This is a genomic window from Paenibacillus radicibacter, assembly GCF_024721995.1.
Taxonomy (GTDB): Bacteria; Bacillota; Bacilli; order Paenibacillales; family NBRC-103111; genus Paenibacillus_AM; species Paenibacillus_AM radicibacter.
Window position 1 is genome coordinate 1 of the sequence record NZ_JANQBC010000012.1, and the last position, 15,317, is coordinate 15,317.

General features: G+C 44.4%; 13 protein-coding genes and 1 rRNA gene. 3 read left to right on the plus strand and 11 right to left on the minus strand.

The window, feature by feature from the left end; genetic code table 11:
• The 10 genes from NV379_RS20120 to NV379_RS20165 all read right to left on the minus strand — a co-directional run.
• Positions 1–274, minus strand: a 16S ribosomal RNA gene (locus NV379_RS20120); the annotation flags it as partial.
• 328 nt (positions 275–602) lie between these two features.
• The gene (gene ligA / locus NV379_RS20125; RefSeq protein ID WP_258209138.1) at positions 603–2,627 is read right to left on the minus strand and encodes an NAD-dependent DNA ligase LigA; all 2,025 of its coding nucleotides are present in this window, start codon (positions 2,625–2,627) and stop codon (positions 603–605) included.
• Positions 2,628–2,648: 21 nt separating this feature from the next.
• Positions 2,649–4,964, minus strand: a complete 2,316-nt coding sequence (gene pcrA / locus NV379_RS20130) for a DNA helicase PcrA (protein WP_258209139.1) — start codon at positions 4,962–4,964, stop codon at positions 2,649–2,651.
• 15 nt (positions 4,965–4,979) lie between these two features.
• Entirely contained in the window at positions 4,980–5,672 is a 693-nt protein-coding gene (pcrB, locus tag NV379_RS20135) for a heptaprenylglyceryl phosphate synthase (protein ID WP_258209140.1), read from the minus strand.
• Between the two features lie 199 nt (positions 5,673–5,871).
• Positions 5,872–6,240: a hypothetical protein gene (locus tag NV379_RS20140; protein ID WP_258209141.1), complete on the minus strand. Its 369-nt coding sequence runs from the start codon at positions 6,238–6,240 to the stop codon at positions 5,872–5,874.
• A 284-nt stretch (positions 6,241–6,524) separates the two neighbouring features.
• Complete coding sequence (locus tag NV379_RS20145; RefSeq protein ID WP_258209142.1) at positions 6,525–6,944, minus strand: DUF6130 family protein; 420 nt, start codon at positions 6,942–6,944, stop codon at positions 6,525–6,527.
• A gap of 145 nt (positions 6,945–7,089) precedes the next feature.
• Positions 7,090–8,010 carry a DUF4340 domain-containing protein gene (locus NV379_RS20150; protein WP_258209143.1) on the minus strand — a complete coding sequence of 307 codons (921 nt, stop codon included), beginning with the start codon at positions 8,008–8,010 and terminating at the stop codon, positions 7,090–7,092.
• The gene (locus NV379_RS20155) at positions 8,007–9,389 is read right to left on the minus strand and encodes a GldG family protein (protein ID WP_258209144.1); all 1,383 of its coding nucleotides are present in this window, start codon (positions 9,387–9,389) and stop codon (positions 8,007–8,009) included. Before NV379_RS20155 ends, NV379_RS20150 begins: the two co-directional genes overlap by 4 nt.
• A gap of 5 nt (positions 9,390–9,394) precedes the next feature.
• Positions 9,395–10,111: an ABC transporter permease gene (locus NV379_RS20160; RefSeq protein WP_258209145.1), complete on the minus strand. Its 717-nt coding sequence runs from the start codon at positions 10,109–10,111 to the stop codon at positions 9,395–9,397.
• The gene (locus tag NV379_RS20165; RefSeq protein ID WP_258209146.1) at positions 10,104–11,177 is read right to left on the minus strand and encodes an ABC transporter ATP-binding protein; all 1,074 of its coding nucleotides are present in this window, start codon (positions 11,175–11,177) and stop codon (positions 10,104–10,106) included. Before NV379_RS20165 ends, NV379_RS20160 begins: the two co-directional genes overlap by 8 nt.
• Before the next feature lie 238 nt (positions 11,178–11,415).
• On the opposite strand from NV379_RS20165, the gene NV379_RS20170 reads away from it, so the two are divergent.
• The 3 genes from NV379_RS20170 to NV379_RS20180 all read left to right on the plus strand — a co-directional run bounded on the left by NV379_RS20170 (position 11,416) and on the right by NV379_RS20180 (position 14,446).
• Entirely contained in the window at positions 11,416–12,009 is a 594-nt protein-coding gene (locus tag NV379_RS20170) for a sigma-70 family RNA polymerase sigma factor (protein WP_258209147.1), read from the plus strand.
• Positions 11,954–13,303, plus strand: coding sequence for a DUF4179 domain-containing protein (locus NV379_RS20175; RefSeq protein ID WP_258209148.1), 1,350 nt, complete (start codon positions 11,954–11,956; stop codon positions 13,301–13,303). Before NV379_RS20170 ends, NV379_RS20175 begins: the two co-directional genes overlap by 56 nt.
• A 99-nt stretch (positions 13,304–13,402) precedes the next feature.
• Positions 13,403–14,446 (plus strand): BMP family lipoprotein, encoded by a 1,044-nt coding sequence (locus NV379_RS20180; protein ID WP_258209149.1) that lies wholly within the window; start codon positions 13,403–13,405, stop codon positions 14,444–14,446.
• 91 nt (positions 14,447–14,537) lie between these two features.
• On the opposite strand, the gene NV379_RS20185 is transcribed toward NV379_RS20180, so the two are convergent.
• Positions 14,538–15,308 carry a thiazole synthase gene (locus tag NV379_RS20185; RefSeq protein ID WP_258209150.1) on the minus strand — a complete coding sequence of 257 codons (771 nt, stop codon included), beginning with the start codon at positions 15,306–15,308 and terminating at the stop codon, positions 14,538–14,540.
• Between the last annotated feature and the right edge of the window lie 9 nt (positions 15,309–15,317).

The window sequence follows — 15,317 nt, forward strand, 5'->3', positions numbered from 1 at the left end:
GGTGAGCCATTACCTCACCAACTAGCTAATGCGCCGCAGGCCCATCTGTAAGTGATAGATTGCTCCATCTTTCCTAACTCTCTCATGCGAGAATGTTATTTATCCGGTATTAGCACACGTTTCCGTGAGTTATCCCAGTCTTACAGGCAGGTTGCCTACGTGTTACTCACCCGTCCGCCGCTAAGCTATCCCCTAAGGAACAACTCCGCTCGACTTGCATGTATTAGGCACGCCGCCAGCGTTCGTCCTGAGCCAGGATCAAACTCTCCATTAAAAGAGCTGATTGCTCATAAAACTTGCTGACTCGCTTTGTCGTGATCACTTGCAAAAACAAGTGTCATCGACTATTTTATCGCTGTATTACAATCGATTTGTTCAGTTTTCAAGGAGCTTTGTTTTTCATCTTGTTTGTGTCACTCGCGGTGACAAGAACTAATATTATCAGGTTCTTTTACTAAATGCAACTCTTTTTATAAAGGTAAAATATTACTGCTAAATTATTACTACTTTACACTATTAATAACGTTAATAAACGTCGCACTTCAACACATAAAAAACGAGAGTACCACCGCAGCGGCAACTCTCGCTCTTCTATATACCTATTATGCTTCGCCTATTTGCTTCAATAGCTCTTGTTCATCGTCAATGATCTGGATTCCGAGATCCTGCGCCTTCGTTAGTTTAGAACCAGCACTCTCACCAGCAACGACTATGTCCGTCTTCTTGGAAACCGAGCCTGTCACTTTCGCACCTAAAGCTTCAAGCTTACGTCCTAGCTCATCACGACTGAACGATTCGTACGAACCGGTGATTACTATTGTCTTACCATAGAAAGGATGATCAGTGTCAGCAGCTTGCTGCTCCATAACCTCTGGCATGGTCGGAGTAACACCTGCTCCAAGCAGACGCTGCACACTATCGATCATCGTCTCATCACGGAAGAACGAATAAATAGAATCAGCTACAATCGCACCCACATCATGAAGTGCCATGAGCTCTTCTTGCGAAGCTGCCATTAACGCTTCTAATGAACGGAAATGTTCAGCAAGCACTTTGGTCGTCGTCTTGCCCGTATTCGGAATGCCAAGTGCAAACAAGAAGGATGCAAGATCACGAGTCTTGGATTTGTCGAGCGCATCGATAAGATTCGATGCTTTCTTCGCACCAAAACGGCTCAAACCAAGCAGCTGCTCATTCGTTAAGGTATAGAGGTCTGCTGGATCACGCACACCTAACTCTTGATGAAGCTGCTCTGCAGTCTTCTCACTGAAAAACTCTATATCCATCGCATCACGGGATGCAAAGTGGGTAATACGCCCGATCAACTGAGGTGCACAACCTAGTCGATTCGGACAGAATAGATGCGCACCACGCTGCTCGAGCTCAGAACCACAGTCTGGACACTGCGTTGGGAACACGATCTCTTGACCATCCGCTTCTTCCGTCACTTTACCCAAGATTTCTGGGATTACGTCATTCGAACGACGAATAAAGACAGATGAACCCAAAGCAAACTTCAAGTTCTTACGCTCGATATCGCCGATGTTGTTAAGTGTACAGTTCTGTACAGTAACGCCGGCAAGTTCAACAGCTTCCACTTTAGCAATCGGAGTTACTTTGCCTGTACGACCAACATTCCATGAAACGGACTCTAAGATTGTAGTCGCTTCTTCTGCTTCGAATTTAAACGCAACTGCCCAGCGCGGGAACTTCTCGGTATATCCAAGCACCTCACGTGTACGCATATCCGTCAGCTTCACAACGCCCCCATCAATGAGGAAATCGAATGTGCTACGCTGCTCCGCGATTTTGTTCAGTTCTTTCGCGACATCCTCAATGTTATCCGCATAGTGAATATACGGGCTTACCTTGAATCGATTGTCGGCTAGGAACTGTACCATCTCTTGATGGTTAGCAAAAGGTTCGGCACTTTTAAAACCAACATTATAGAAGTAAGCATTCAATTTACGTGATGCCGTTACCTTAGGATTGAGGTTGCGAAGTGCTCCAGCTGCAGCGTTACGTGCATTCTTGAGTGGGTCGGCAGCCGTCTCATTGTATTTTTCCAAAGTGGACAAGTTCATAATGCCTTCGCCCTGTACTTCAATGGTTCCGCTCTTATATGGAATTTCGAGAGGAATGGATTTAATCGTCTGAACTTGTGCCAAAATACCTTCGCCCACTTCACCCGTTCCTCGGGTAGCTGCTTGTACGAGCGTACCGTTCGTATAGGTTAAGTTCAGAGTTAAACCATCAAACTTCAACTCCACAACAAAAGAAGGGGCTGGCAATGGATTCTCTGGATGACGTGAATTGTAATCGTTGATCAACTTGTGTACACGTGTATGCCACGCTTCCAAATCCGATTCATTCTGCGCTTTGTCCAGACTCCATAGCCGCGCCTGGTGACGATGCGGCGTAAAGCCGCTAAGCATATCACCGCCTACACGTGAAGTTGGAGAGTTCGAAAGTACGATTCCGCTCTCTAGCTCCAATTGAACAAGTTGATCATACATGCGGTCGTACTCTCCATCAGCAAGCTCAGGACGATCCAGCGTGTAGTATAAATAATTGTGATGATTGATGGTATCGATTAGCAGGGTCATTTGTTGTTTAACATCAGACATAAGCTTAGGTCCTCCTCTCGATTATTCGATCACTTTCGTGATCGGCGCGAACTTGGCAAGCAATCGCTTGACGCCGACCGGCGCCGGGAACGCGATCTGCACTTCGGTGTCGTCGCCTGTTCCTTTGACGGAGACGACGACACCGGTGCCCCACTTCCCGTGGGATACTTTGTTACCCACGGCATAATCGAGCACGGTGTTCACCGTGCTCACTGGCTTCGCGACCACACGGGAGGTCGCGCTGGCACCTGCTCCACCGCTCATGCCGGTGGAGTTAGCCCCTGCCGCACCCCACGAGGTGCGGGCACCACCGCTAGCGGCCATGCCGCCACGTGGTGCGGGCGACCAGCCCGAGCTGGCGGAGCTTCCGCGACCGCCAATTGCGGCGCCTGCCGCCAATACGAGATCCGCCGGGATCTCGGCAATGAACCGGGACGGTGCGTTCGCGCTCGTCCGGCCGTACAGCATGCGCATCTTCGCGCATGTGAGATGAAGCTCCGTCTCGGCACGGGTAATCCCTACGTATGCGAGACGACGCTCTTCTTCAAGCTCATCAGCTTCCATTAGGGAACGGGAGCTTGGGAAGATGTTCTCCTCCATCCCTGCGATAAACACGACAGGGAACTCTAGACCCTTGGCAGCATGCATCGTCATTAAGACGACGGAATCCTGCGGCCCTTCTTCTTTGTCCATCACATCGATATCTGCGATAAGTGCCAAGTCTGTTAGGAAAGACACGAGGGACTTGTCTTCGTTACGCTTCTCGAAGTCCATCGTTACGGACAAGAATTCTTCGATATTTTCTAAACGAGCCTTGGACTCTAGGGTGTTCTCACGTTTCAGTTCTTCCCGATATTGCGTCAGTTCAAGCATCTTTTCCGTTAATTCGGTAACTGTCAGGTACTCAACCATATGATGCAAGGACATAACAATCTCACGGAAATCGCCTAATGCATTGCGCGCACGTGATGTGATCTCAATGGATTCAACCTCGTCGAGCATGACAGAAAGCGAAATACCGCGGCGTGCCGCCGCTTCAGAAACCCGCTCCATCGATGTATCCCCGATACCACGCTTCGGTACATTGACGATTCGCATTAAGGAAATATCGTCATTCGGGTTCGATAGTAGACGTAAGTAAGCTAGAATGTCCTTAATCTCTTTGCGATCATAGAACTTTACGCCGCCCACGATTTGATAAGGAATTTCCGATTTGATCAAAATCTCCTCGATTACCCGAGACTGTGCATTCGTCCGGTACAAAATTGCATGATCCGCATAGTTTTTACTTTTACCACGATTACGACTGATTTCACTCGCAATATAATAACCTTCGGCATGCTCCGAATCCGCTTGATATAGCTTGATCTTCTCTCCGTCGCCACGATCTGTCCAAAGTTTCTTCGGTTTACGACCTGTATTATTAGAGATAACTTCGTTCGCTGCTTTCAGAATGTTGCTTGTCGAGCGATAGTTCTGTTCTAGCAAGATCGTCTGTGCTTCCGGATAATCCTGTTCAAAATTCAAGATATTCGTAATATCTGCTCCACGCCAGCGATAAATCGACTGGTCGCTATCCCCTACTACGCAAATGCGGTGATGTTTATCTGCTAACATATTACAAAGCATGTACTGCGCACGGTTCGTATCTTGATACTCATCGACGTGAATGTACTGGAATTTATTTTGATAGAAATCAAGTACTTCCGGCACTTCTTTAAATAGCTCAATCGTCTTCATAATGAGATCATCGAAATCAAGTGCATTATTCGTCTTCAGCTTCTTCTGATAAGCGGTGTATATTTTGCCGACCAATCCTTGAAAATAGTCCCCGATCTTACTCTCATAACGATCAGGCGTAATCAGTTCATTCTTCGCAGTCGAAATTTCCGCTTGAACCGCTTTTGGCTCAAACTTCTTCACATCAATATTCTGTTCTTTCATGATGCCTCTAATGGTAGAAAGCTGATCGGAAGAATCCAGAATGGTAAAGTTGGACGTATAGCCAATACGATCGATATCACGACGCAAAATGCGCACACACATCGAGTGGAAGGTGGATACCCAAATATCGTTACCCGCTACACCAATAAGTTTATCGACACGCTCTTTCATCTCACGAGCTGCTTTATTCGTAAATGTAATCGCAAGAATGCTCCACGGCGCCACTTTACGCTCGGCAATTAAATACGCAATACGATGCGTCAGTACGCGCGTCTTACCACTTCCCGCACCTGCCATGATCAGCAATGGACCATTCACCGCTTCAACAGCTTGACGCTGGGGCGGATTTAGTCGGGAGATGGCTTCTAGAATGTTCGGTTGTTGATTCCACATCTCGAAATTTCCTCCTTACATGGATTGGCAGCCTGCAACGGTTGCCAACGCTTGATTGAAATCTTCATAAATAATATTTCCTACAATAATGGTATCGGCTGCTTCACCTGCAAGCTTTGCCTTCTCTAAGCTATTAATTCCACCGCCGTACATAAGTTGTGTATCGCGAAGGTTTCTTTTGACCTGACGAACGATATCCATATCACCAAAAGTTCCGCTATATTCGACATAGCAAATCGGCATCTTGAACATTTGCTCTGCCATACGCGCATAAGCCACCACTTCACGTTCACTGATATCCGTCTGTGCGGAGGTGAGCTTAGCTGCTGCCGAGTCTCCATTCAAAATGATATAACCTTCGGTTAAAATTTCGTCCCAGTCCATTAATGAACCATATTCCGCGATTGCTTCCATCTGCTGACCCACAATCCACTGGGGATCACCGCTATTGAGTACGACAGGAATCATATACATATCAAAACCGGGTACAATGGCATCGCGATGCGACACTTCCAGTACACAGGGCACTTCATATTGACGAATGCGCGCCAGTAAATCCACCGTGTTCTCATAGGTAACGCCTGTCGAACCTCCTACCATTATCCCATCTGTGCCAGATACGCACAAGTGTTCTAATTGTTCATCGGTTAATTGTTTGTCAGGATCTAATTTAAATACATGTCTCCACGATTTTGTATCTATAATCAACGAGTACCCTCCACATCAAAATCATCCCAAATTGAACTATTCACCTCAGTCTATTCTACCCATGTACACCTGTCAAATGTGTAAATAGCGAAGTGAAAACTGGAAAATCACCTTCGAAAAATAGAAAAAAATACACTGACTAATGTAGGTCAGTGTATCTATTATCGGACTTCATTCCTATTTATTTTCTAGGGTATATTTACTTAGATAAATCAGAAATTTGGGTAACGCCATTATGTAGTGTACTCGAGAGTGGACTATCCTCATTCGTAATTTGAGCAGGGCTAACCAAATGAGAGGTGTATTTCATTTTGACATACATACCCGAAAGAATTGCATAAATGTCGCTAAATTGACGTCTATTGTCTTTCATATTATCAATCATATGTATAAATTGCTCAATGCTTTGTGGTTCTAAGGTAGACACCTGTCTCATGAGGAGTGTAAATCGGTCAATCATAGGTGCAAGCCTCTCAAATGAGGAATGGATGTCAGTAAACTCAGGAAGCATTTGTTCAAGTTCTTGCAGCATAATTTGTTGATTCTGTTTTTCTGCGGGGTCTGACATACGTAAAACGCTCCTTTACAATAGAAATACCGGATTCACATGGGACCGTACAACTCTCTTATCCTGCCATTATAATCAATTTCCTAAACTTCTGTTAGAGTCGGCAGTCCTGTATATGTATGCACAACATCCCATTTCGCACCTTTAACACCTTCTCTATCCAGTTCCTCCTCTCACCTTACCACATTGACAAAGACTGTAAAATATTTTGTGAAGAAAAAAAGTCCATTTCCATTTCTTTGGATGGACTTTTCCATAAAACCGTCAATAATTAGCTAGGTTAATTACTTGATCACAATTTCTAACTCTTTCTTAATCCCAAGTGGGGTATGGTCATTCTGCTGTAAGCTGAGAACGACAGTGTGCTTACCTGGTTTCAAGTTTTCCAGTAGAATTGTCTTCTCCTCCCCCAGCTTAGCACGATCTACATTGTCAACAATGACATGCACATGCCCTTCATTATGAGCATTCGCTTGACTCATATGGTCTTCAGTTAAGGTGAAATTCTTAACTGTATACACAATCGTCGCACTGGTTCCAGTTGATTTAATATTCGCATCAATGGAAGGCTTCTTCATCTCCATACCGGCTTCATGCTGCTGATCCGCAGCTCCGCTCGATGTTGAAGAGGATGAACACGCTGTACCAAGTCCACTAATTACGAGTAAGCCTGCAAGTCCAAGAGCGAGTCTTCTTTTGTTCATTGTCTACCACCTCTTATACCAAATTGGACATCCCTGTAACTTGTATATGTCGTCCAAGCCTGATACATGCCTATTCCTACACAAAAAAACCTGCATCCTTTTTGAAAAAGGACACAGGTTCTTGTTGCACGCTTATTATATTTGTTTATTTTAATTGGTTGGCTTGATCAAATGCAGTCTGCACTTCACTTAATGCAATCGCATAAGCCCACTGTCCACCAGAACTCACAACCCATACTTGATCCCCCTCAATTTTGCCTTGAAGGGTTATTGTATTCGATGTTCCATCTTGGGTCATCTTGATCGTAATGGTTAGTTCAGGTGCTTTCATGGAAATTTCAGATGCGGGCTTCATCAACTGCTCGGTGGCAAGAAACGAGATTTTGTCGAGCAACATGTTCGCTTTGCTTCCATCTAACTCTTGATCACCTAGCTTCCACTTGGATAAAATAGCAGTCTGATCGAGACTCGCCTTACTCATCGACCATTCTTCCTTATTCCAATGGAACGTCACATCTGTCACCTGATCTGAGTTAAAGGAAACAGGGGTACGCGCTACAAAATGCAGGGGCTCTTTTTGCAAAGCCTGTACACTTGAAGCTCCTACGCGATAAACCCGCTTCGATTGATCAATTGTTGCATAATAATTGCCTGGAACAGGCAGTTCATCGCCGATCCGAAGGAGCTGCTTACTCCCATCTTTTAACGTAACCTCATACTCGCCGCTTGGCTTCTCTAGTCCATACTTGCCTAAGTCGGATGCATTATCTTCTACGATCATATCTTGCGAGATACCACTTAAAGATTCAAGAAAACTGCTAACCATATTCGGATTGACCGGATAAGCAGCCGGTTTCTCCATTACCCATTTATCGTCTTGCCGATTCATATCAACTTCTTGCTCATTCCATTTCACCATCATCTTGTTCACATCATCTTGTTCAAATGCGAATAGTCTCTGACTGCTCTCTTCAGATGTCTCTTCATAAAAATCGCGTCCACCTGTATACCAGAACAGCCCAATGCAAATAACGACTAATAGTAAGGTTGGAATGTATCGCTTCATCCGAGTCTACGCCTCCACCAAATCCATCCGCCTGTTAATAAGAAGAGTAATGGAATAATGACAATCGTTCCCCAAAATATCGATTGTGCTCCACCTGGTGTCATTGCTGCCATTTGATAATTAGCACCTTGGCGTGGACGAATGGTTACACCATCATTTTTCTCTTGTAACCATGAAACTGCATTAAGTGCAAAGTCTCGATTGCCCTGCTTGTTGATCTCCCCGTCCATTAAGATCGTCGAACTACCTAAGAAGATCGCCTTCGGTTTACCTTCTTTGCTTTCGATGACATAACCGAGATTGAGTGGCCCCTTCATATCCTTGTCATCCTGAGTCGTCTTGGATTGACCTAACAATGCGATGTCTGTCTCCCCATAAGCATGATCGGATGTTTGTAAAATCGGCGTTGCCGTCCATTTCTCATTCGCTTCATCATGATTCATGCTAATCGCAAGCGAGAGGAGCGTAATGAGATCATACTTCGCTAACTGGTCCGTAATCGGATGCGAACCATAGTTAGGAATAATCGTAAGTGGATCAAATAAAGCATTCTGCTTCGACTCAACCGCTATCGCATGTTGATCTTTGATACCGTAATCAGCCATGATCCCGTCGATATTTTTCCAAGAGGATGCCATATCTTTGTTGAAACCTAAGGATAGATACAGCTTGCCTTTGCCATTCATGTAGGTTCGAAGCAGTTCCGTCTCTTTATCACTAATGTCTTTACTCGGACCTACAGCAAATATCATCTCAGCATCAGCTGGAATTGCCCCTTCTCGAAGCAAGTTCAGTTCCTTCACGACATAATTCTCACCCTCAAGCGAAGCACGCAGCGCGCTCATCTGCTCAAGCGGTGTCTCTTCATGTCCGGTTAAGAAGTAAACGGTATGCTTTTCTGTTGAAGTTAAGCCCATAAGCGCATTCGTAAATTTCTCTTCACCAGTGAACTGATAACCGCCAGTCGTGTTATCTGCCATGAACATCTCGTAGAAATGAACGACTTTCTTGTTCGAGCCGCTTTCCAGTACGATCGTGCCATTGGCATCCACCTCATATTGCTTGGCAATCGAAGGTTCCTTGGTCATGTCGTATTCTTCAACGGTAATGTGAGAGGAACGCTTCTTATATTCCTTCAGCATATCCATCACTTCGTGATTCAGACCGACTCCTGCATTCGTCAGTGCAACGATCCGAATATCTTGCTTAAGCTCGCTTAATGCCGACTTCGTCTGCTCAGATAAGGTAAAGTTCTTATTCTTCGTCAAGTCCCACTCAAAGCCTTTAAAGGAGCCAACCAACATCGTTAATGCGATAAAAATGCCGATGACGGCAACGGATAGGACAGCGGCATTCGTGCCGCGCAGCCATTGTTTCATCCTCATTACCTCCACCGCTTTCTTTGTACAACTTGAATACTAAGCACCAGGAACACGATGACAAGACCAATATAGAAGAAGATGTCCACACCGCTTAAAATTCCTTTTTGTAAATTAATAGATCGATTACTAAGTGAGAACTGCGTGATGATGTCTTTAAGTTTGCCAGTAAAACTGTTGCCGATCGCATCCATTACCCAGAACAATAGTAGGATGACAAGTCCGATAATCCCGCCAACCATCTGGTTACTGGAAAGACACGAGGCGAACAAGCCGACTGCCATCATCGCTGCCCCAACAAGGAAGATACTTAAATAAGAAAGCCATAATACGGGCTGATCGAGTGGACCATAAGCCGCCATGATAAGTGCATATATAAAAGAGAATGCCATGAGTGCCGTGTTCACGACCAATGCTGCTGCATATTTGCCAAGTACGATCTCGGTTAGACTCGTTGGTGATGTGAGTAAAAGTTCATCCGTGCCTTGTCTAAATTCATCTGCCATCAGCCGCATCGTGAGCAGTGGAATGATGAACAAATAAATGAATGCGGTGTTCGAGACAATATACCGGACATCAATAATACTAGGCTGCATACCGACAAAATTCATGTAGAACATCACACTCGAGAGCAGTGCATAGAAAGCGAATGCGACATATGCAACAGGTGAGTAGAAGAAGGATTGAAGCTCCTTGCGACAAATCGCCCATGTCTTACGCATGCTTGTCCACCTCCTTATCCACTACAGGTGATGGCGACTCTTCTATAGACTGTTCATCTTGTGTTAATCCTTCACTGTTAAGAGCTTCTTGGTCTGTTTCCTCTTCGCCTGCTTCTCCTTGTACTTGTTCGGTCTTTGCGTCCTCACGTGTTAATTGTAAGAAGATCTCCTCCAGTGAAAGACTTTCCCGCTTCATCTCTAGGATCGGATACCCACCTTGTGCAAATCGGTAGAATAACGATTCTCGGATATCCGACCCATCTTCTGAAGCAACTCGTAATCGCACCGTATCTTCTCCATCTTGCTTCATCGGCTCTGTTAAATAGCCAATATCACCAATAGCTTGTTCAACAGCCTCCGAGGAACCTTTAACTTGCAACGACACTTCGAATTTCTCCCCCATCTTCTGACCAAGCTCTTCGGGCTTTCCATCAAGCACCATACTGCCTTTATTAATAATAAGTACACGATTACAAATCGCTGTTACTTCCGGCAAAATATGTGTGGATAGCAGTACAGTATGGTTCTCTCCAAGTTCTCGTATCAATTGGCGAATCTCAATAATTTGCTTCGGATCAAGCCCTGAAGTAGGCTCGTCCAGTACGAGCAGATCAGGCCCATGTATGATTGCCTGTGCAAGTCCTAGGCGCTGCTTGTATCCCTTAGACAAGGAACGAATGACTTGCTTCTCTCGATCCTGCAAACCGAGTCTATCTACTACATCACCAATACGCTGTTTCTGTTCGCGATAAGGTACATCCCGGATATCAGCTACAAACTTCAAATAAGACTGAACCGTCATCTCTGGATAAAGTGGCGGTGTCTCCGGTAAGTAACCAATCTTACGACGCACTTGCTTCGGTTGATCTTGCATCGAAACCCCATCAATTAGAATACTTCCAGCAGTTGGGTTCAAATAACCAGTAATCATGCGCATGGTAGTCGTCTTCCCAGCTCCATTAGGCCCAAGAAAACCGACGATCTCTCCTCGCTGCATGTCAAAATCGATCGATCTTACGCCTCGATCGTTCTCATACCGTTTGCTGATTCCTCTTACTTCGAGCACACGGTCCCCTCCATTTCACACGTTAATACACTCCAATATACGGGACTTTGTATAAGTACACATGAAGCAAGCCTGAAACGAAGCTTAAAATAATATGTCTAAATTGTGAACGTGTGCGAGCGAGTGAGTAATTATTTTTATTTTCAAAAAACCATTAGGGGTTGTACGCTGTATTATAGACAGATTCAAACATGTTTGCAGTCCAATTGGAATTCAAATACGAGGGGGAGGACGCTCTGTGGATGAGGCGGGACTAGCTCTAGTCGAGCGGGCACGGACATATGATGATTCGGCATTCGCTGAGCTCATGGATCATGTGAAAACAATGCTGTATCGCATTGCTTACATGCACCTGAAGAATGAACACGATGCGTTAGATGCGCTGCAAGAAACGACATATCGAGCATATAAGGCAATTCGAAAGCTGCGTGAACCACACCTATTTCGGACATGGGTGACACGTATTATGCTCCATGTATGTATGGATGAGTTAAAAAGGCAGAGTCGAGGATTTAGAAAGAAAATCGATATGCAGGTAAATCTTCAAATGACGAGTGGCCATACTCAGCTCGATCAACATGATGCGATTGATTTGCATATGGCAATTGATCGATTAAAACCACAATCCAAACAAATCGTCATTCTTAAATACTTAGAAGATCTAACGATTGTGCAGATTGCCGGGTTGCTGGATCAACCCGAAGGTACGACCAAGACGCATCTACATAAAGCACTAACCGAATTACGCACCATTATGGGAAAAGAGGGTGAGATCGATGAGCGAAACCAAACAGGAACAGCAAGCATTCCAAGAAATTCGCAATCAATATAGTGCGATTCCTATACCATCTACGATTGATTTACATGTGAAGCTAGGGATTAACCAAGCCAAGAAACAACGTAATCAATGGAAGATGCAGATGTGGTCTGCGGCAGCCTGTGTGATGCTGATCGTTACATTCGTGATCTCTGTCAGAACATCACCGGCTATTGCAGCACTGGTGAAGCAAATTCCGGGAATGAACGAAATCGTGCGGATGATTAGCGGGGATCAAGGATTAACTGCAGCTCTGCAAAATGATTTCATACAACCGATTGGATTATCTGATGTCCAAGATGGAATTCAGGTAACAGTGGAAGGCATCATTGTGGATGAAGCGAGAATGAATGTATTCTACTCCGTTACTTTCCCAAAAGGTCAGAGTGATCATCAATTCTCGGGTCAGCCTAAGCTAACGTTTGAAGATGAAAAAGATAAAAATTTACTCGTATCTGGCTATGGCTACTATCGATTCGATGACAATGATCCAACTAAATTCCACAACACGTTTGATGTCCAATTTGAAAAAACGTCTACTCCTTTTCCTAGTCAAGCTGTGTTCCAATTAGAAACTACAAATAGCGGCATGACATGGCGTATTCCTTTTACAATAGATGTAGCCAAATTCCAGGGACTCAAACAGACCTATGCAATTGATCAAACTGTTATTATAGAAGGTCAGAAACTCACACTAAGAGAAGCAACGATTCATCCAACACGAATTACATTAGATGTAAGCTTTGACCCGAGTAATACAAAACAAATATTCGATTTACCTGACATTAAAATTGTGAATGAAAAAGGTGAAACCTTAACCAGTATTCTACTCGGAAGATCTGGTAATCAAGCAACATTTTCATTCCAAAGCAACTATTTTACAAAACCAAAACAACTATTCATTGAGGGTGGCCAAGCCATGGCATTAGAACAGGAACAATTAGAAGTGATTCTCGACCCCATAAGCAAAAAACTTGTAAAAGCACCTGAAGGCATGGCATTAGGATATTACACTCCTACTCCTGATGGGATGATCAATGTTGATCTTGCTATTGATATGCCAAATGCAAAGATGAACGAACGATCCATGCGGATGTTACCCTTCCCAGGTAGCGTGATTTGGGATGAGGGCAAACAAATAATAAGTGTAGACAGAGCGTCAGGCTCTATTCAAGACAGCGGCAAACCGATTGCGAAGTTAATCAATTCTTTTCAAATTCCGAACAAAGACTATAAAGGCAATCTCACTTTTACACTATCATCCTATCCTTCCTATATTAATAAACCGTTTCGTGTGCAAATTAAATAAATTGAATATTTTTAATAAAATGTATATAAATCACATGGATGTCTCACCTTAGTAAATAGTGTATACTTATGAACGATTTGCATAAAAGGAGAGACATCGATGAAGAAACAGACAACAAATTGGATCAAGCGTGCAGGTATTGCTATGCTGGTCAGCTCCATTGTTCTAGCAGGCTGCGGCGGCGGTAAGAAAGCGGAAACTACACCTACACCAGGTGCAGGTAACGGAAAATCCGATGTGAAAATCGGAATGGTTACGAATGTTGGCGGCGTGAATGACAAGTCCTTTAACCAAGGTGCTTGGGATGGTTTGCAAAATCTAGGTAAAGAAACTGGGGCATCTGTTAAGTACCTAGAGAGCAAGAGCAATGCGGATTACATTCCGAACTTGAGCCAATTCGTTAAGGGTAACTATGACCTAACTTGGGGAATCGGACTTCCTCTAAGTGATGCAGTAAAAGAAATCGCTTCGAAAAATCCTGAAGAAAAACTTGCGATCATCGATAATGTCGTGGAGCTTCCGAACGTAGCATCCATTCTTTTCTCAGAAAATGAAGGTTCTTTCCTTGCTGGTGTTGTAGCAGGTATGATGACAAAAACAAACAAAGTCGCGTTCATCGGTGGTCTAGAAATTCCGGTTATTAAGCGCTTTGAAGTTGGTTTTAAAGCTGGGGTTCTAGCTGCAAATCCAGATGCAAAAGTATCAACGAACTACACAGGCGCATTCGATAAGCCAGACTTCGGTAAGGCTGCAGCGGCAAGCATGTACAACAGCGGTGTGGACATTATTTTCCACGCGTCTGGTGAAACAGGTAACGGTGTATTCAACGAAGCAAAAAGCCGTGTGAAACAAGGTAAAACAGCTTGGGTAATTGGCGTAGATATGGACCAATCCGTAGAGTTCGGTGACGAAGTTACGCTAACTTCCATGGTGAAACGTGTAAATGACGCAGTTCTTCGTGTCTCCAAAGATATGATGGATGGTAAATTTGCTGGCGGTAAAACAACGGTTCTAGGACTTAAAGAGAACGGTGTTGGCCTTGCAGACACTTCCTCCAAGAACGTTCCTGCTGATGTCTTGGCTAAAGTAGAAGAGTTCAAAGCGAAGATCATTAGCGGTGAAATTAAAGTTCCAACTTCCTAATCATTGGATTAGTTAAAACATAAGCCACTCTTGCACGCGATATGCGGGGTAAGAGTGGCTTTTTTGCATGTTGGTAAGGATGTATGATGACTTATGAACTTGAGACCATACCTACCGTTGGACTGCTAGCTGATGCATAGCGTTTCTTCGGAATACGCCCCGCCTCATTGCCTAATCTTCCGGCTTCAATCGCAAGTTTCATGGCAAGTGCCATCTTCACAGGATCTTCTGCACCCGACACGGCAGTATTTAGCAACACTCCATCTGCACCAAGTTCCATCGCAAGTGCTGCGTCTGCGGGACTGCCAATCCCAGCATCTACAATAACAGGAACTGTGGCCTGCTCGATAATAAAACTTAGATTCAGCGGATTCACAATCCCCTGCCCCGAACCAATTGGAGATGCACCCGGCATGACGGCATGAACACCAAGCTCCTGCAATCGTTTAGCTAGTAACACATCATCCGAGATATACGGCAATACCGTAAATCCTTCTTCTAATAACTGCTCACACGCTTTATACGTTTCAAAAGGGTCTGGCAGTAGTGTCTTCATATCGCCGATTACTTCAACTTTAATCATATGACATAAGCCAGATGCCTTGGCGAGTCGTGCGATTCGTATAGCCTCTTCCGCAGTAGACGCACCAGCAGTATTGGGAAGTAGCGTGTACTTACTTAAATCGAGCATCTCTAGAAAATTGGGCTGACTCGGTTCAAATATATTCATACGGCGAACCGCAAACGTCAGTATTTCCGCATGAGATGCTTCAACTGCTTGCTTCTGAATATCAAAATTCGGGAATTTACCTGTTCCAAGTAACAATCTTGAATCGAATGAAAAAGAACCAATTTGCAGCATGTACGCGCA